Genomic DNA, 17,550 nt, shown 5'->3' on the forward strand with positions numbered 1-17,550 from the left:
TGCCAGCCCTTATCAGAAATAAAAGATTAGTTGGCAGATTTAGTCGCACCGAATACGGCGTTGTATTTCAGCTCTTCATTTTCTAACTCAACGCCACCGACTGCATCTTCTAAGTTTGGTCCGGTGAATTCCACGTGGTACTCGCCCTCAAAGCTATCATTACCTTCTACAGTAGCTTCCTCACCAAAGCTAAGGTTACTGTTTACAGTAGAACTTGGGGTAATTTGCGTTTCATTTAAGGAAATTTTACCTAACGTTTTGCTGTTGATTTGACCGCTAAGTTTGCTGTCTTCCCAATTTTCAGCTAAATCTAAATTTAAGGTTACATCTCCGTCAAATTGCGGCAAACTTGCAACTTGTTTGCCTTCTTCGGTGCGAACCACTCTGGCAATAGTTTGTCCTTTATAAGTTGCATTACCGACTAAATTCTCATTCCATTTATCTTCATTGCTAAATACACCATATTCTGCATAAGCATCACCTCTGGTATTCTCGCCTTTTTGCCCAGCCGCTAAATGCACGCTAAATAGATGGCTATCGTTTTCATTGGTAAATAATGCCCCATAGCTTGAATACGGTTGGTTCACATAAAGATAATTGATAGCTTGAGAATCACCTTCTATTTTCTCATCTTCATAAGTGCCACGATGAATACCTAAATGTTTATCCCCTTTTTGATTTAAGTTCTTAAAATAAGAATCTTTATCTCCGGCACCAAGCCCAAAAACAAGTGTATTATTGTATTCTTTTTCAGTATCGCTACTGACAAATGGTGAATTTTCAACAGATTCATCCGTAAAAGAGTCGAAATCTACTTTTTGCATAGCACTTGCATTTACTACGCTTTTTCTCGGGTTTAGGTTTATTACTCGGTACGGGCTACCTTTACTATCTGTATCTATAGGCTTTGCCCCGTCAAAATTAATGTTAGGAGTATTATTGCTTGAGTCCTCTTTATTCTCCTTTTTACTTTTCTCAGCTTCTTTATCTTTATTTACTGTTTCTGTTGGGGCATTTGGTTTATTGCCTTCAGTGACTTTGTCATTATTATCGCTATCGCTTTCTTTGGGGTTAGGTTTATTACTGTCGTTTTCCTTATTCTCGATAGGATTAGGCACCATTTTATCCGGCTGTACTGATGAGTTATCGATTTTTTCAGTAGCAGGTGGTGTATATTCTTTATCTTTTTTACTTGGTTTATTTGTCTCCGTATCAGGTTTTACTGGGTCTTTTGCGTTAGCAGGTTTATCCGGTTGAGGATCGGATTTATTTGGTTGCGCAGACTTTTTCTCTTTGTTATCGGTTTTCTCTTTATCGTTGCCATCAGTAGCTGTTATTTCCTTAGGTGGAGGGCTGTCTGCAACAATAGATGGACCTTGGCTAGATTTACAGCCACTTAAAACAATAGAAACAGCTAAAGCTGCAAGAGTAAGTTTGAATGTAGAACGCATATTTTGTCTCCGTTAGATTAAATCCATAAAATTTTAATGGATATATTTCCTGCTTGGCAATAGGAAAAATGCAAAAACTATAATTTTTTTATGGTTATTATTGTAAAGACTCATATTTTGCAGTACCTTATTATCCTTAATTTTTTTAAGGAGAAAGATTGTGTTTAAGAAAACAGGATTGGCATTGCTGATTTCGGCTCAATTTAGCCCGCTTGTTTGGGCGGAAAATAACGATGTAGCGGTGTTAGATGAAGTTTCGGTCGTTGGCAGCACCCCAAGTATATCGCAGGGGAGTGAAGTTACCTTGCTAAAAGTCAGTGATAAAATTATTGCAGGTAAGGAATTTAAAAAGCGTTCGGCAACGCTGGGTAATGCGTTGGCGTCAGAATTAGGCGTGCATAGTAACCCGTTTGGTGGCGGAGCGAGTAAGCCGATTATTCGTGGGCAGGAAGGGGCGAGAATTCGCATTTTGCAAAACGGTTCAGACGTGATTGATATGTCGAACCTATCTCCTGATCACGCCGTTGTTGCTGATTCACTGCTTGCCGATCAGGTCGAAATCTTGCGTGGTTCCAGCACCTTGCTTTATGCCAGCAGTTCGCCAGCAGGGATTGTGAATGTGGTGGATAAACGTATTCCGACTGCCATTCCCGAAAAGGGATATGAGGTTGAACTCAACAGCCGTTTTGATACCGCCGCCAAAGAGAAAGTCGGCGCATTAGGGGCAACCTTTGGCATCGGTAAACACATTGCGGTGCGAGCCGAAGGGCTGACCCGCCATAGTGATAACTACCGTGTACCGGGGATCAACTTAGGCGAGCGTTTAAACTATGTGCCAGATACTTACAATAAATCCAAAGTCGGCACGCTCGGTTTATCCTTTGTCGGTGAACGAGGCTATATTGGTGCCTCATACAGCAAACGGCGGGATAATTATGGCTTGCCGGGGCATAACCATAAATTTGATTTCTGTACCGGTCATATCTACGGTAATAAGCGGGATAAATATGCTTATACCTATCTCTATCCACATTTGCTTGGCGAGGAAAATATTGGGAGCAATCCACACTTCCACTGTGGAACTAACCACGCCGAAGACGGCACACACAGCCACGATAACCCGTTCGGACACGCCCACGATCACACACATAAAGGCCCTTGGGTGGATTTAGAATCGAAACGGATTGATGTGAAAGCCGAACTGCGCCAGCCGTTTAAAGGGGTGGACAAAATCCGAGCGAGCTATGCCGATGCCGATTACTATCACGATGAAAAAGATGCCGGCGTGTTAGCAACCCGTTACCATAAACAGCTGAAAAAAGATCAGGATTATGGTAAGCCGGTCAATATTTTCAAAAATCGAGGCAAAAATACCCGCTTGGAGATCTATCACGCACCGCTGGGGGGATTAACCGGTATGTGGGGCGTGCAGTATCAAACACAAAAAAGCAGTATGAATGCGCCGAAAGATCGCGAAGTGAAATTCCCGCTGGTTGAAAATACCAATAAACAGTTCAGCCTGTTTGGGGTTGAGCAGTATATGTGGGATAGTGTTGCCGTTGAGCTTGCCGGACGAATGGAAAAGCAGAAGATTGAGATTGAGTATGATCGCAATGAAATCAAACGGTTACAAGAACACTACCGTATCAGTGGCGGTAAACAGGGGGAGCCGGATCTCTCACCCTACGATCAAACTGCTTATGCCTATTCCGGCACGCTTAACTGGTTCTTCCACCCCGACTATCAGCTTTCGTTTACTGCCTCGCACAATGAACGCTTGCCAACACCAATGGAGCTGTATTATCACGGGCAGCATATTGCCACTAACTCGTTTGAATACGGCAATAAAGACTTGAAAAAAGAGCAGTCAAATAATGTGGAGTTGGGCTTGGGCTATCAAGCTGAACGTATTGGCTATAAAGTGAGTGTTTATTACAATCACTTTAAAAACTACATCTACAATGAAAATCTTTTCCGTGAAAATCAGCTATTTATGCGCCGTTATAATCAGGCAAAAGCCCGTTTTTACGGGGTGGAAGCCGAAGCCAGTTACCGCTTTAACGACCAATACCAAGCTACGATTTTCGGCGATATGGTGCGAGGCTGGCTAACAAATTTACCACCATTGAAGATAAATAGCGATTATAGTGTGTTCAAAGATTATCTGCCGGAAAATGTGGAAAAAGGGAAAGATTATCTTCTATATCGGGCTGACCAAAACACCCCTCGTACACCGCCAATGCGTTTAGGTTTTCGCTTTAATGCGGAATTTACCCCAAATTGGTCGGGGGATTTAGAGCTGATCCGCACCTTTACCCAACGCCGTACGAGCCAGTTGGAATATATTACCGAAGGTAATACGATGTTGAATGTCGGGTTGTCGTATAGCAATAAGTGGAAAGAGCTGGATTACAAAATCAGTCTAAACGGCACAAACTTACTGAATCAGCCGGTGTATATCCACACTTCGTATCATCAATTTGTACCACAAATGGGACGAAATTTTATGTTGGGAATGGAGATAAAATTCTAAGTTCTCGACATAACAAGACAAGCGGTTATTTTTTCTTCAAATTTTGCAAAAAAACGGCTAAAAATAACCGCTTGTTCAAAAACCAGAGGTATTGGTAATTTGGCTATAGGGTTGTTTTTCCTTTCTTGTTATTTTCTGAACTTACCAAAATTTCCTATTTGTTGTTAAATAAGACAATTAACTTTATCCCTTTATAAAAATATGGTTATTTATAAATAACTTAGCATCTGTCAAGAGCAAAAGTAAAAATTTATTGGTTGATGTTTTGCTTTAAGCACACTATCTTGTGTTTACTTTAATGAAAAACACAAGATGTAGTGTTTTACTAAGGTATTTTATAAAGGGTTAATAATTATGAATAAAAGTTTAATGGTAACAAAGCGTGATGGCACGCGCGAGCAACTCAATCTAGATAAAATTCATCGTGTGATTACTTGGGCGGCAGAAGGGTTAGAGAATGTTTCTGTTTCACAAGTAGAACTCCGTTCTCACATTCAATTTTATGAAGGTATTCGCACTTCAGATATTCATGAAACTATTATCAAGGCTGCAGCTGATCTAATCACTAAGGATACGCCAGATTATCAATATTTGGCAGCACGCTTGGCGATTTTCCACTTACGCAAAAAAGCTTATGGACAGTTTGAGCCACCGCATTTATATAAGCACGTTAAAAAATTAGTTGCGCTAGGTCAATATGATGCAGACTTGCTGAGCGACTATACGCCCGAAGAATGGGAGACAATGAATGGATTTATTGATCACTGGCGGGATATGACGTTTTCCTATGCAGCAGTAAAACAGTTGGAAGGAAAATATTTAGTGCAGAATCGTGTTAGCGGAGAGATTTATGAATCGGCTCAATTCTTGTATTTACTCGTAGCTGCCTGTTTATTTTCTAAGTATCCAACAGCAAGCCGCTTAGATTATATTCGCCGTTTTTATGATGCGACTTCCACTTTCAAAATTTCTTTGCCAACACCGATTATGGCAGGAGTGCGTACACCTACTCGGCAATTTAGTTCCTGTGTGTTAATTGAGTGTGATGATAGCTTAGATTCCATCAATGCAACCTCGGCTGCAATCGTTAAATATGTTTCACAGCGTGCTGGGATAGGTATTAATGCCGGCGCAATTCGGGCATTAGGTAGCCCCATTCGTGGTGGAGAAGCATTTCATACCGGCTGTATTCCCTTTTATAAACATTTTCAAACTGCAGTAAAGTCTTGCTCTCAAGGTGGTGTTCGCGGTGGAGCTGCTACCGTGTATTTTCCGATTTGGCATTTGGAAGCAGAAAGCTTAATGGTATTAAAAAATAACCGTGGTGTGGAAGAAAACCGTGCTCGCCATATGGATTACGGGGTACAGATTAATAAAATGATGTATCAACGTTTAATTAAAGGCGGTGAGATTAGTTTATTTAGTCCATCAGATGTGCCGGGGTTATATGAAGCGTTTTTTGCTGAACAAGCTAAATTTGAGCAACTTTATTTGCAATATGAGCAAGATCCGAGCATTCGGCAACGTAAAGTTAAGGCTGTGGAATTGTTTTCATTACTGATGCAAGAGCGGGCTTCAACAGGGCGAATTTATATTCAGAATGTCGATCACTGTAATACTCATAGCCCATTTGATCCTCGTGTCGCACCGATACGCCAATCGAATCTCTGCTTAGAAATTGCTTTGCCAACTAAGCCACTGGCACATTTTTATGATGAACAAGGGGAAATCGCATTATGTACATTATCGGCATTTAATTTAGGCACACTCAGCGATTTATATGAGTTAGAAGAATTGGCTGATTTGGTTGTTCGTGCGCTAGATGCCCTATTAGATTACCAAGATTATCCGGTATTAGCTGCACGTAACAGCTCATTAAATCGTCGTGCCTTAGGTGTAGGCGTGATTAACTATGCTTACTATTTAGCTAAAAACCAAGTGCGTTATTCCGATGGCAGTGCTAATAATTTAACGCACCGTACCTTTGAAGCGATTCAGTATTATTTATTAAAAGCGTCGATGAATTTAGCCAAAGAACAAGGGGCGTGTGCTTATTTTGATCAAACCACTTATGCCAAAGGGTTACTTCCTATCGATACTTATAAAAAAGAAATTGATGAATTAACTCAAGAACCGCTTCATTATGATTGGGAACAACTACGTCAGGATATTCTGCAATTTGGCTTGCGCAATTCCACTTTAACTGCCTTAATGCCATCGGAGACTTCGTCGCAAATTTCGAATGCCACCAACGGAATTGAACCTCCGCGTGGCTATATTAGTGTTAAAGCGTCAAAAGACGGTATTTTAAAGCAGGTTGTGCCGGAGTATGAACGTTTAAAAGCATACTATGAACTGCTTTGGGATATTCCTAATATGGACGGCTATTTGCATTTGGTTGGTATTATGCAGAAATTTGTTGACCAAGCGATTTCGGCGAATACAAATTACGACCCAAACCGCTTTGCAGAAGCTAAAGTACCGATGAAAGTATTATTAAAAGATCTATTAACGGCGTATAAATACGGGTTAAAAACCCTTTACTACCAAAATACCCGTGATGGAGCAGAAGATGCGCAAGACGACTTAGATGAAGGCTGTGCTGGTGGTGCTTGTAAAATTTAATAAGAACAGAAATGAAGGAGAATAACATGGCATATACTACGTTTTCACAACATAAAAATGATCAACTAAAAGAACCCATGTTTTTTGGACAAAATGTGAATGTGGCGCGTTATGATCAACAAAAATACGAAATTTTTGAAAAACTGATTGAAAAACAACTCTCATTTTTCTGGCGACCGGAAGAAGTGGATGTGTCGCAAGACCGCATTGATTATGCCCAACTGCCTGAGCATGAGAAGCACATTTTTATCAGCAATTTAAAATACCAAACCTTGTTAGATTCTATTCAAGGGCGTAGCCCGAATGTGGCGCTTTTGCCATTAGTGTCTATCCCCGAGCTTGAAACCTGGATTGAAACTTGGACATTTAGCGAAACAATTCACAGTCGTTCTTACACACATATCATCCGTAATATTGTCAATGATCCATCAATAGTATTTGATGATATTGTCACAAACGAAGAGATTATTAAGCGTGCCAAAGATATTTCCGCCTATTATGATGATTTGATTCGTGACAGCCAACTCTATAGTTTGTATGGTGAAGGCAGTTATCAGGTTGATGGAAAAACCTGTGAGGTCAGTTTGCGTAGTCTAAAAAGACAACTTTATCTCTGTATGATGAGTGTGAATGCGCTTGAAGCAATTCGTTTTTATGTCTCTTTTGCTTGCTCATTTGCCTTTGCAGAACGGCAGCTTATGGAAGGAAATGCCAAAATCATCAAATTTATTGCACGTGATGAAGCATTACATCTTACCGGCACTCAGCATATATTGAATATTATGACTTATGGCAATGATGATCCTGAAATGGTAGAAATTGCACGTGAATGTCGCCAAGAGGCCTACGAGCTTTTTTTAAGTGCAGCTGAACAAGAAAAAGCGTGGGCGGAATACCTGTTTAAAGACGGTTCGATGATAGGGCTGAATCGGGATATTTTGGTGCAATATATTGAATATATCACTAATATTCGGATGCAGGCTGTTGGGCTACCATTACCATTTAAGGCGCGTTCCAACCCCATTCCGTGGATCAATGCGTGGTTGGTTTCCGATAATGTACAGGTAGCACCACAAGAAGTGGAAGTCAGTTCTTATTTGGTTGGCCAGATTGATGCTAAAGTAGATAGCCGTGATTTTGGCGATTTTGAACTCTAGACTATGATAAACAAGCGGTTGATTTTTAGTGATTTTTTGCAAATTGCAAAATTTTCAGGAAATTCAACCGCTTGTATTTTTTTATGCAGGGTTATCAATATCAATAAATTCAACATCTAAACCATATTCAACGGCTAACCATTCACCTAAGGCTTTTACGCCATCTCGTTCCGTGGCGTGATGACCGCAAGCAAAATAATAGATTCCTTGTTCACGGGCAGAGTGGGTGGTCTGTTCGGAAATTTCGCCGCTAATAAAGGCATCACAGCCTTTTTCAAAGGCTAAATCAATATAGCCTTGTCCTCCGCCGGAGCAAATCCCGATTGTTTTAATCATTTTTTGTGGGCTATGCACAAATTCATCACATAAAATAACGGTGCGTTGTAACGTTTTTTCAAGTTTTTGTTTTAGTTCATTGGCGGAAATCGGATTTTCTAATTCACCGTACATTGGAATTGAATTAGGTCTGTCTTCTAAACCTTGTAGATTTTTTACGCCTAAATGCTTAGCAAGCTGGGCGTTGTTACCTAGTTCGGGGTGAATATCCAGTGGTAGGTGATAACCAAAGAGATTGATGTCATTCACTAAAAGCTGTTTAATGCGTTTACCTTTCATTCCTCGAATGCATGGGTTTTCACTTTTCCAAAAATAACCGTGGTGGACTAAAATTGCATCGGCGTTTCTCTCAATCGCTTTTTCAATCAGGGGAAGTGTGGCAGTCACACCGGTAATGATTTTTTTGATTTCTCTTTTCCCTTCAACTTGCAAGCCATTTGGGGCATAGTCGTTAATGGCGGAGCTGTTAAGTTTGGTGTTCAGAATTTGTTCTAGTTCAGTATTGGTTATTGCCATTTTATCTCCTTAAACTTGGCATAATAATGGATGTAGGGGCAAAAAATTTTTTGCCCCTACAGTGTAGCAGATAGTTATCGCATTTACTCTTGTGCCAGAGCAGTAATTGGGTTTAATTGGGAGGCGTTTCTTGCCGGAATGTAGCCAAATACCACACCGATAAGTGTAGAGCAGAGCACGGCAATAATCACCGATTCCGGTGAAAGCATCATTTTAAAATTCGTACCTAAGGTATTAAATGCCCAAATAATAGCGCTTGCCAGCAAAATGCCAATCACACCACCAATCAGGCAAATAACCACCGCTTCAATTAAAAATTGTTGCAAAATATTGCGTTGTTTTGCACCAATCGCCATTCGGACACCAATTTCTCGGGTTCGCTCGGTGACGGAAACCAACATAATATTCATTACCCCGATACCGCCGACAATCAGCGAAATAAGGGCGATAGAGGAAATCAGCAAGGTCATTGTATTGGTGGTACTGGTAATGGTTTGTTTGATCGTATCACTATTCATAATAAAGAAATCTTTTTTGCCGTGTTTAGCTACCAACAATTCGGTAATGCTTTTTTCAGCAGTTTGGCTTTCAATATCATCTTTAATTTTAACCGTGAGTGAATCTATCTGTTTTGCACCTGAAATGCGTTGCATAATAGTGGTATAAGGCGCCCACAAGGTAAGGCTACTTTGGTTCATATTATTTGACTGTTGTGCCACACCAATGATTTGTAACGGTTTTTTATCCACTAGAATCGTTTTACCTTCAACAGGCTCTGTCAGCCCCAAATCTTTTTGAGTGTTAGGGTCAATGACAATAACCTGTGCCACATTTTTTACTTCCTCGGCACTGAAAAAACGCCCTGAGATCAGCTTTAACCCTTTCACATCAATAAATTGCTCTCCAACACCTCGTACTGAACCGGTTACTGCGGTATTACCATAAATCAATGTGGCACTGACATTGCTTGAAGGAGTAATGCTTTCCACATAGCTTTGCCGCCCCAACATTAAGGCATCACTGATGGTTAAATTCTTAGTCAGATTGGCTCTTCTATCACCAAAGCCGGTTCCATTCATAATATCAATCGTATTTGTGCCTAGGTTGTTGATATTAGAAAGGATTTGTTGTTGCGAGCCTCTTCCAAGAGCAACCACAGAAATCACAGAGGTAATGCCAATAATAATGCCCAGCATCGTGAGGATTGCCCGCATTTTATGTGCCATAATTGCGCTGGTTGCCATTTTAAAGGATTCAAACAGTTGATCCCAAAAGCGAGGTTTTTGTGTTGTCGTTTTATTGAGAGCCGTTTCCTGAACATCAGCACGTTGGCGTTCATCTCGAATGATTTGCCCATCTTTAATTTCAACGACACGGCTGGCTTGGGCAGCAATGTTTGGGTCGTGTGTCACCATAATAATGGTATGACCTTCTTGGTGTAGTTCTCGTAAGATTTCTAGCACAGTTTCGCCACTTTTAGAATCTAATGCACCGGTAGGCTCGTCTGCAAGAATGATTTCACCGCCGTTCATTAAGGCTCGTGCAATGCTGACTCGTTGCTGTTGCCCTCCAGATAACTCATTCGGCTTATGTTGGGTTTTATCTGATAAACCTAACTTCGTTAATAACGTATTAGCTCGCTTTTTGCGTGATGAGCTATCCATTCCGGCATAAATGGCAGGTAGGGCAACATTTTCGTTTGCATTCAAAGCTGAGAGAAGATTATAGCGTTGGAAAATAAACCCAAGCTTGCGTTGGCGTAAATCAGACAGTTCATCTGCAGACATTGTTTGGGTCTCTTTGCCATCAATACGGCAAATACCTGAGCTGGCAGTATCTAAACAGCCAATAATATTCATTAAGGTAGATTTGCCAGAACCTGAAGCACCTATAATTGCGACAAAATCACCCTGTTCAATACTGAGATTGATATTTTTTAAAATATGAGCTTGAGTTTGCCCCAAGCCAAAGTATTTATTGAGATTTTCTATTTCAATTAATTTCATACAAGCGGTTATTTTTCGACTGTTTTTTACAAACGAAATGATCTTTTTCCTTAGGAATGCCAAAGGGGAAGTTTCAGTTCGATTTTTAATCCTCCCATATTACTTTTATCTAAATGAATAGTACCTTGGTGCTGTTGAACTACATTTTGTACAATCGCTAATCCTAGTCCGGTTCCTCCCGTTTCTCTTGCTCTTGCTTCATCTATGCGGTAAAAAGGTTTAAGAATATTTTCATATTCGTTTTCTGGAACCCCTTCGCCATCATCTTCAACTGTGAGAAATAAATGACCATCATCTACATTCATTGAGACCGAAAGCATTTTTTTTGCATATTTTTGGCCGTTTCGGATCAAATTTTCTAAAGCGCTGGCCAGTAAATCTACGGCTCCGTTAATAGAATAAGATTCTGGGTTTTTGATGTTTTGCTTGATGATAAAAATGATATTATTTTGTGAGGTTTCAAATTTAGCATCTTCAATTACATTATTCCAAATTTCATCAATTGCAAAAATTTTTTTATGAATTTGATAATTTAATTGTTCACGTGATATGGTTAACAAGTCTTTTATCAATTGGTCTAATTTACCTACTTCTGCTTCAATGCGATCGATTTCTGCCAGACCACAGGTTTTACGGCGTAATATAGCAATAGCGAGTTGTAATCTGGCTAAAGGTGTTTTTAACTCATGAGATATATCCGAAATCATTCTTTGTTGCTGCTGAGTTAAATTTTTTAAGCTTATCACCATATGGTTAAAGCTTTTTCCAACTTCCCCAATTTCATAGATCCATTCTGATTCTAATTTAGGATTAGTTTCCAAATTACCAGAGGCTACCGCATTTGCCGAGATAGTTAATTCTTTAACCGGTTTGGTAATTTTAAAGGATAACCAGATTAATAAAGGAATTCCGGCAAACATAAGTAATACCGCCATAATAAAAGGGGAGTCTAAAATCGTATTAATCCACTCTTTTTGAGCATCTACCGCTTTAATAAAATATTGGTTATAAGTATGGTTTTCGGATTTCACGACAAATGGACCATAGATTTCACTATTTTCAAACCGTCTTTGTAACGGCTCTTCAGTCTGTTGTGATTGATAAATAAAAAACTGCAATGCTTTAATATTACTTTGGTTTACGCCACTTAAATTACCAGTTTTTTTATCTTCTAGGATTACATCAAATCCATTAGATGTTTCAACTGATAAATTTCTATCAAAAACTTCATCTAAATTTAAGCTTTTCTCTGTTTCAAAGCTTTCATTTTTAAAGAAAATTTGGTCTTTTGCAGAAAGGGGAGAAAATTTGCGAGCATCAAATTTATCTAAATTAAATGCAATGGTAATAAATAATATAAGCAATAAACCATACGAGGTCACTAGCTTGTATGCTAAGCGTTTACGAAATTCTAAATATTTTTTAACAAGATTTGACATAATAATAAAAATGCAAAAAATCCCTAAAATATTAACTATTTAGGGATTTAATAAAAGACATTATTCAGTTACTAACAAGTAACCCCGACCTCTTAAGGTTTTAAACCAAGGTAATCCATCTTCCCGTTCGGGTAATTTTTTACGAAGATTAGAAATATGCATATCAATTGCACGATCATAAGGCGTTAAATTTTTCCCTAAAATTTCTAAACTCAATAATTCTCTGGACAAAATCTCCCCTGGGTTTCGCATTAACATTTGTAATAATGCAAATTCAGTCCCCGTTAAATCAAGATCACATCCTTGATAATAAGCCTGCTGACGTCCTGAATGTAATTCAACTCCGGCAAATTGTAATGATTTAGAGATGTTTTCAGTATAATTCTGTTCAGAATGGTCTGTTGAAGCTGGGCGAGAGGTTGTTCTTCGAAGTATCGCTTTCATTCTAGCGACTAGTTCACGATCATTAAAAGGTTTCGGTAAATAATCGTCAGCCCCTAATTCTAAACCTAAGATTCTATCAATTTGATCATCTCTTGCACTTAACATTAAAACGGGTAATGAGTATTTTTGTCGTATACGTTTTAATGTTTCCACGCCATTTAATACCGGCATCATCACATCTAGTAATACTAAATCATATTGATTAGACTCTAACTCATTTAAGCCTTCTAAACCATTATGCACAACTTTCATTTTAAATCCTTCTAATGAAAGTAATTCAGTTAGTAGCTCAGTAAACTCAATATCATCATCTATTAATAAGATTTTTGACATAAAATATTTCCTATAAAATTAAAACTAACTTTACAAAGGTAAAAATTATTATAACAATTGATGTTTTTTATTCTACCACTTTTATTTTGTGCCAAATTACATCTAATTCTTCTAATTTACATTCTTTTACAGTTCTTCCCGATTTTTTCACAAATTTTTCAACTTTTCGAAAGCGATGTTCAAATTTTAGATTTGCATTGCGTAAAATTTCCTCGGCATCGGTATGATAATGGCGGCATAAATTTACAATCGCAAACAAGAGATCACCTAATTCTTCAGCAAGTTCGGCAGAGCGAGCCGGATATTGTGCGATTTCTGCTTTGACTTCATCGAGTTCTTCTTCGACTTTTGCCAGCACATCGTGCGGATTATCCCAATCGAACCCGACTTTCGCACACCGTTTTTGTAGCTTATTCGCACGGGTGAGGGCAGGCAAGGCGAATGGCAAATCGTCTAAAATCGAGTCTTGATTGCGGTGTTTTTCATCATTCGCTTTTTGGGCTTCCCAACTTTGTAAGGCTTCGTCGCTGTTAGTGGCTTTCACCTCGCCAAAAACGTGAGGGTGGCGGTAAATCAGTTTATCGTGAATATCCGTTACTACATCATCAAAAGTGAAACTGCCTTCCTCTTTCGCTAATTGGCTTAAAAAGACCACTTGCAGTAATAAATCGCCTAACTCTTCACGCAAAGCGGTGCGGTCTTGGGTGTGAATGGCTTCCGCTACTTCGTAGGTTTCTTCCAACAAGTGGGGCAACATCGTGTCAAAATTCTGTTTGAGATCCCACGGGCAGCCGTGTTCAGGGTGGCGAAGTTGGTTTACAACATCAAGAAATTGTTCAATGGTTGCCATAGTATTTCCTTTTTACAAGCGGTTATTTTTGATCAAAATTTTGCAAATTCTACCATAGCCCGTGCTTTTTCGCTTATAATGCGGAAATTTATTAAGTATGAGCAGAGCAATGGCAGCAGAAAAATTAACTAAAAAACGCTTAATTCAAATTGTGGTGATGTTAATCATTCTTCTGATTGCGTTTTTTTATCGAACTTATACACATAGTTAGTGATCTGATATGTCAATAAAACATATCAAAAACCGATAAATTATGCTTTAATAGCAACCATTTACTAAACCCAACAACTCAATCCAAAAGGAAGAATAATGAGCTGGTTAGACAGAATTTTAGGTAGAGACTCTTCATCATCAAGCAGTACAAAATCAAAAGTGCCTGAAGGGGTATGGACAAAATGTACCAGTTGTGAACAAGTTCTCTATAGCGAAGAATTACAACGCAATCAACAGGTTTGCCCCAAATGCGATCATCATATGCGTATTGATGCCCGCACTCGTTTATTGAATTTATTAGATAAAGATTCTGCGGTCGAAATCGCTGCTGACTTAGAGCCGGAAGATGTGTTGAAATTTAAAGATTTAAAGAAATATAAAGATCGTTTAACTGCCGCACAAAAACAAACCGGCGAAAAAGATTCTTTTATCGTGCTTGCCGGTACATTGCATAATATGCCAGTGGTTACAGCCTCCTTTAACTTTGAGTTTATGGGCGGCTCAATGGGTTCTGTGGTGGGAGCAAAATTTGTGAAAGCCGCAGAAAAAGCCCTAGCTGAAAAAATTCCGTTTATCTGTTTCTCGGCATCGGGTGGGGCTCGTATGCAAGAGGCGTTATTCTCTTTAATGCAAATGGCAAAAACCAGTGCGATTTTAGCCAAAATGAAAGAGCAGGGTGTGCCGTTTATTTCGGTATTAACCGACCCGACTTTAGGTGGTGTTTCCGCAAGTTTGGCAATGCTGGGCGATGTGAATATTGCTGAACCAAAAGCTCTAATCGGCTTTGCCGGTCCACGAGTAATTGAGCAAACCGTGCGTGAAAAACTGCCTGAAGGTTTCCAACGTGCAGAGTTCTTATTAGAACACGGGGCAGTTGATATGATCGTGCATCGTAAAGAGATGCGTGATACCCTTGCCCGCCTGTGTGCAAAATTAACCAATCAGCCAACACCGTTTAAAGTGGCGGAATTGATTGTAGAAAATGCAGAATAATTTGATTTAATCTGAATGAATACATTAAGCATACCTAAAGCCACGGATTCTTTGGAAACGTGGCTTTCCTATTTAGAACAAGCCCATTCTAAACCGATTGATATGGGCTTAGATCGTATTCGTAAGGTGGCAACAGAGCTGGATTTACTCAAACCTGCCCCTTATGTGATTACCGTTGCAGGTACCAACGGCAAGGGTTCGACCTGTCGTTTGTTAGAAGTCACTTTATTAAAAGCCGGTTTTCGGGTTGGGGTTTACTCTTCGCCCCATTTAATTCATTACAATGAACGGGTAAGAATTAATGGCGATGTTCTTCCGGATAGCGATCACGTTCTATCATTTGCAAAAATTAATGAAAAAAAGACCGCTTCACTCACTTATTTTGAGTTTAGTACGCTGTCTGCATTTGAGCTATTCAAACAAAATCAGCTCGATATTGTGATTTTAGAAGTCGGATTAGGTGGACGATTAGATGCCACTAATATAATTGATCCAAACCTTGCTGTGATTACCTCGATTGACATCGACCACGTTGCATTTTTAGGCGATAACCGTGAAGACATCGGGCGTGAGAAAGCCGGTATTTTCCGTGAAAATATTCCGGTTGTCATCGGCGAGCCTGATTGCCCTAATTCGATGAAACAGATTGTGAATTCGTTAAATTGTCACGCTTTTTACCGAGGTAAAGACTGGCAGTTTGAAATTAAGAATAATCTGTTTCATTGGTATTCTGAAGAAAAATCCTTTATTGATTTACCAATGCCACTTATTCCGATTCCAAACGCCGGCACCACATTGGCTGTGTTAATGCAACTGCCATTTGAAATTGATGAAGAAATTATTCGACAAGCCTTAAATGAAGCTCAAATGACAGGGCGTTTTCAAACACTGACGGATAGCGATTTTGCTCATTTTTCTCAACCTAAACCGGCTGCAAAAGTAATTATTGATGTAGGGCATAACCCACACGCAGCACGTTATTTAGCAGATAAACTTGCAGAATTAAAGCAAGTAAATCAGAAAATCTATGCGGTGTTTAGTGCGTTAGAAGATAAGAATTTATCTGGCATTGTCGAGCCATTAGCGAATATTATTGATGAATGGCATTGTGCAGGGCTAGATTGTTGGCGTGGGCAAACAGGCGATGCGGTGTTAGCGAAATTGGTAAAAGTTTTGCCAAATTCAACCGCTTGTTGCTATGAAAATGTGGCACAAGCAAGCCGAGTATTGTTTGAAAAAGCCACTGAAAATGATATTGTGCTGGTGTTCGGCTCATTTCATACGGTGGCAGATTTTATGCTTTGGTTGGAAACGTAAAAATTGATGGTGCAAGCGTCCACGCTTGTACCTAAAAGATAAAAAGAGGCACAAGCACTCAGGCTTATGCCTCTATATATCTTTAAGGTTTAATTAAAGCACTTTCACAATCGCATCGGCAAGGGCGTCAATGTTTTTGCTGGTAATGCCTGCTACATTGATTCTGCCTGAACGTACAGCATAAATTGCAAACTCATCTTTTAACTTATCCACTTGCTCCGGTGTTAAGCCGCTGAATGAGAACATACCATTTTGCTCGGTAATGAAAGAGAAGTCTTTGTTTGCCCCTTTTTCTTTTAATTTCTGCACTAATTGGCTACGCATTTCTTTAATGCGGTTACGCATTTCATCTAATTCCGCAATCCATTGTGCTTTAAGGTCAGGATCAGCCAATGCAACTGCTACCGCACTCGCACCGTGGGCAGATGGGTTAGAGTAAAGCACACGAATAATCGATTTGATTTGGGTGAATGCTCGGTTGGCATCATCTGCATTGTCTGCAATTAGGGTAAATGCACCGACACGCTCGTTATATAACCCAAAGTTTTTCGAGAATGAGCTTGCGACCAACAATTCACGGTTATTTTTCACAAAGGCTCGTAAACCGTAAGCATCTTCCTCTAAACCATTCGCAAAGCCTTGATAAGCAAAGTCAAATAACGGCAACCAGCCTTTTTCGGCAGATAATGCCGCTAACTGTTCCCATTGTGCAGGTGTTGGGTCAATTCCGGTCGGGTTGTGGCAGCAACCGTGTAATAACACGACATCACCGGCTTCTGCTTGGCTTAAATCGGCAATTAAATTTTCCCAATCTAAACCGTTAGTCTCTTTATTGTAGTAGCGATAGCCTTTTACATTCACACCTACCGCATCAAAAATACCGTTATGGTTTGGCCAAGTTGGGGTGGAAATCCACACATTTTTCGCATTAGTATGACGTTTGATAAATTCCGCCGCAATGCGTAATGCCCCTGTACCACCTAAACTCTGTGCGGTTTTGGCACGACCTGAGGTAATCACTTCAGCCCCTTCGCCAAATAATAACGCTTGCGTTGCCGCATTGAATGCTTGAACACCGTCAATGGTTAAATAATTTTTACTGTTTTCCGTCTCTAATAAACGTTTTTCGGCTTCTTTTACCGCTTTGACAATCGGGGTTTTGCCTTCATCGGTCATATAAACACCGATACCAAGGTTGATTTTACCTTCACGGCTATCTGCTTTAAACGCTTCACCTAAGCCTAAAATTGGGTCTGCCGGAGCAGCTTGAATGTGACTAAACATTGACATTGGAGTTCCTCATCAAAATGAAAATAAACAGTGAATTTATACGATTA

At 39.6% G+C, this 17,550-nt stretch carries 12 protein-coding genes; 5 read left to right on the plus strand and 7 right to left on the minus strand.

What is annotated here, in order from left to right; all coding sequences use genetic code 11:
* Positions 1 to 26: 26 nt before the first annotated feature.
* Complete coding sequence (locus EL242_RS06780; protein ID WP_126302019.1) at positions 27 to 1,451, minus strand: hypothetical protein; 1,425 nt, start codon at positions 1,449 to 1,451, stop codon at positions 27 to 29.
* Between the two features lie 160 nt (positions 1,452 to 1,611).
* Between EL242_RS06780 and EL242_RS06785 the strand changes: the two genes are divergently transcribed.
* The 3 genes from EL242_RS06785 to nrdB all read left to right on the plus strand — a co-directional run bounded on the left by EL242_RS06785 (position 1,612) and on the right by nrdB (position 7,766).
* Positions 1,612 to 3,984 (plus strand): TonB-dependent receptor, encoded by a 2,373-nt coding sequence (locus tag EL242_RS06785; RefSeq protein WP_126302020.1) that lies wholly within the window; start codon positions 1,612 to 1,614, stop codon positions 3,982 to 3,984.
* Positions 3,985 to 4,338: 354 nt separating this feature from the next.
* Positions 4,339 to 6,609 carry a class 1a ribonucleoside-diphosphate reductase subunit alpha gene (nrdA, locus tag EL242_RS06795; RefSeq protein WP_126302021.1) on the plus strand — a complete coding sequence of 757 codons (2,271 nt, stop codon included), beginning with the start codon at positions 4,339 to 4,341 and terminating at the stop codon, positions 6,607 to 6,609.
* Positions 6,610 to 6,635: 26 nt separating this feature from the next.
* Positions 6,636 to 7,766 (plus strand): class Ia ribonucleoside-diphosphate reductase subunit beta, encoded by a 1,131-nt coding sequence (gene nrdB / locus EL242_RS06800; RefSeq protein WP_126302022.1) that lies wholly within the window; start codon positions 6,636 to 6,638, stop codon positions 7,764 to 7,766.
* A gap of 81 nt (positions 7,767 to 7,847) precedes the next feature.
* Here the strand turns inward: nrdB and EL242_RS06805 are convergent, their stop codons facing one another.
* From EL242_RS06805 to mazG, 5 genes are all read right to left on the minus strand, one after another.
* The gene (locus EL242_RS06805) at positions 7,848 to 8,618 is read right to left on the minus strand and encodes a Nif3-like dinuclear metal center hexameric protein (protein WP_126302023.1); all 771 of its coding nucleotides are present in this window, start codon (positions 8,616 to 8,618) and stop codon (positions 7,848 to 7,850) included.
* 83 nt (positions 8,619 to 8,701) lie between these two features.
* Positions 8,702 to 10,624, minus strand: a complete 1,923-nt coding sequence (locus EL242_RS06810) for a MacB family efflux pump subunit (protein WP_126302024.1) — start codon at positions 10,622 to 10,624, stop codon at positions 8,702 to 8,704.
* Between the two features lie 50 nt (positions 10,625 to 10,674).
* On the minus strand, positions 10,675 to 12,063 hold the full coding sequence (gene cpxA, locus EL242_RS06815; RefSeq protein ID WP_126302025.1) for an envelope stress sensor histidine kinase CpxA: 1,389 nt from the start codon (positions 12,061 to 12,063) through the stop codon (positions 10,675 to 10,677).
* Positions 12,064 to 12,123: 60 nt separating this feature from the next.
* On the minus strand, positions 12,124 to 12,840 hold the full coding sequence (locus EL242_RS06820; RefSeq protein WP_126302026.1) for a response regulator: 717 nt from the start codon (positions 12,838 to 12,840) through the stop codon (positions 12,124 to 12,126).
* Between the two features lie 67 nt (positions 12,841 to 12,907).
* The gene (gene mazG / locus EL242_RS06825; RefSeq protein WP_126302027.1) at positions 12,908 to 13,690 is read right to left on the minus strand and encodes a nucleoside triphosphate pyrophosphohydrolase; all 783 of its coding nucleotides are present in this window, start codon (positions 13,688 to 13,690) and stop codon (positions 12,908 to 12,910) included.
* Positions 13,691 to 13,999: 309 nt separating this feature from the next.
* On the opposite strand from mazG, the gene accD reads away from it, so the two are divergent.
* Together accD and folC are read left to right on the plus strand one after the other, a co-directional pair.
* Positions 14,000 to 14,896 carry an acetyl-CoA carboxylase, carboxyltransferase subunit beta gene (accD, locus tag EL242_RS06830; protein WP_126302028.1) on the plus strand — a complete coding sequence of 299 codons (897 nt, stop codon included), beginning with the start codon at positions 14,000 to 14,002 and terminating at the stop codon, positions 14,894 to 14,896.
* Between the two features lie 15 nt (positions 14,897 to 14,911).
* Positions 14,912 to 16,213, plus strand: coding sequence for a bifunctional tetrahydrofolate synthase/dihydrofolate synthase (gene folC, locus EL242_RS06835; protein ID WP_126302029.1), 1,302 nt, complete (start codon positions 14,912 to 14,914; stop codon positions 16,211 to 16,213).
* 93 nt (positions 16,214 to 16,306) lie between these two features.
* On the opposite strand, the gene EL242_RS06840 is transcribed toward folC, so the two are convergent.
* Positions 16,307 to 17,503 (minus strand): amino acid aminotransferase, encoded by a 1,197-nt coding sequence (locus EL242_RS06840; protein ID WP_021280365.1) that lies wholly within the window; start codon positions 17,501 to 17,503, stop codon positions 16,307 to 16,309.
* Positions 17,504 to 17,550 lie beyond the last annotated feature (47 nt).

The sequence above is a fragment of the Mannheimia haemolytica genome (assembly GCA_900638155.1).
GTDB lineage: Bacteria > Pseudomonadota > Gammaproteobacteria > Enterobacterales > Pasteurellaceae > Mannheimia > Mannheimia glucosida.

Excerpts from the sequence above, each read along its gene's own strand:
- EL242_RS06780 (WP_126302019.1), bottom strand. The coding sequence starts at position 1,451 with ATGCGTTCTACATTCAAACTTACTCTTGCAGCTTTAGCTGTTTCTATT.
- nrdA (WP_126302021.1), top strand. The coding sequence starts at position 4,339 with ATGAATAAAAGTTTAATGGTAACAAAGCGTGATGGCACGCGCGAGCAA.
- nrdB (WP_126302022.1), top strand. The coding sequence starts at position 6,636 with ATGGCATATACTACGTTTTCACAACATAAAAATGATCAACTAAAAGAA.
- EL242_RS06805 (WP_126302023.1), bottom strand. The coding sequence starts at position 8,618 with ATGGCAATAACCAATACTGAACTAGAACAAATTCTGAACACCAAACTT.
- EL242_RS06810 (WP_126302024.1), bottom strand. The coding sequence starts at position 10,624 with ATGAAATTAATTGAAATAGAAAATCTCAATAAATACTTTGGCTTGGGG.
- cpxA (WP_126302025.1), bottom strand. The coding sequence starts at position 12,063 with ATGTCAAATCTTGTTAAAAAATATTTAGAATTTCGTAAACGCTTAGCA.
- EL242_RS06820 (WP_126302026.1), bottom strand. The coding sequence starts at position 12,840 with ATGTCAAAAATCTTATTAATAGATGATGATATTGAGTTTACTGAGCTA.
- mazG (WP_126302027.1), bottom strand. The coding sequence starts at position 13,690 with ATGGCAACCATTGAACAATTTCTTGATGTTGTAAACCAACTTCGCCAC.
- accD (WP_126302028.1), top strand. The coding sequence starts at position 14,000 with ATGAGCTGGTTAGACAGAATTTTAGGTAGAGACTCTTCATCATCAAGC.
- folC (WP_126302029.1), top strand. The coding sequence starts at position 14,912 with ATGAATACATTAAGCATACCTAAAGCCACGGATTCTTTGGAAACGTGG.
- EL242_RS06840 (WP_021280365.1), bottom strand. The coding sequence starts at position 17,503 with ATGTCAATGTTTAGTCACATTCAAGCTGCTCCGGCAGACCCAATTTTA.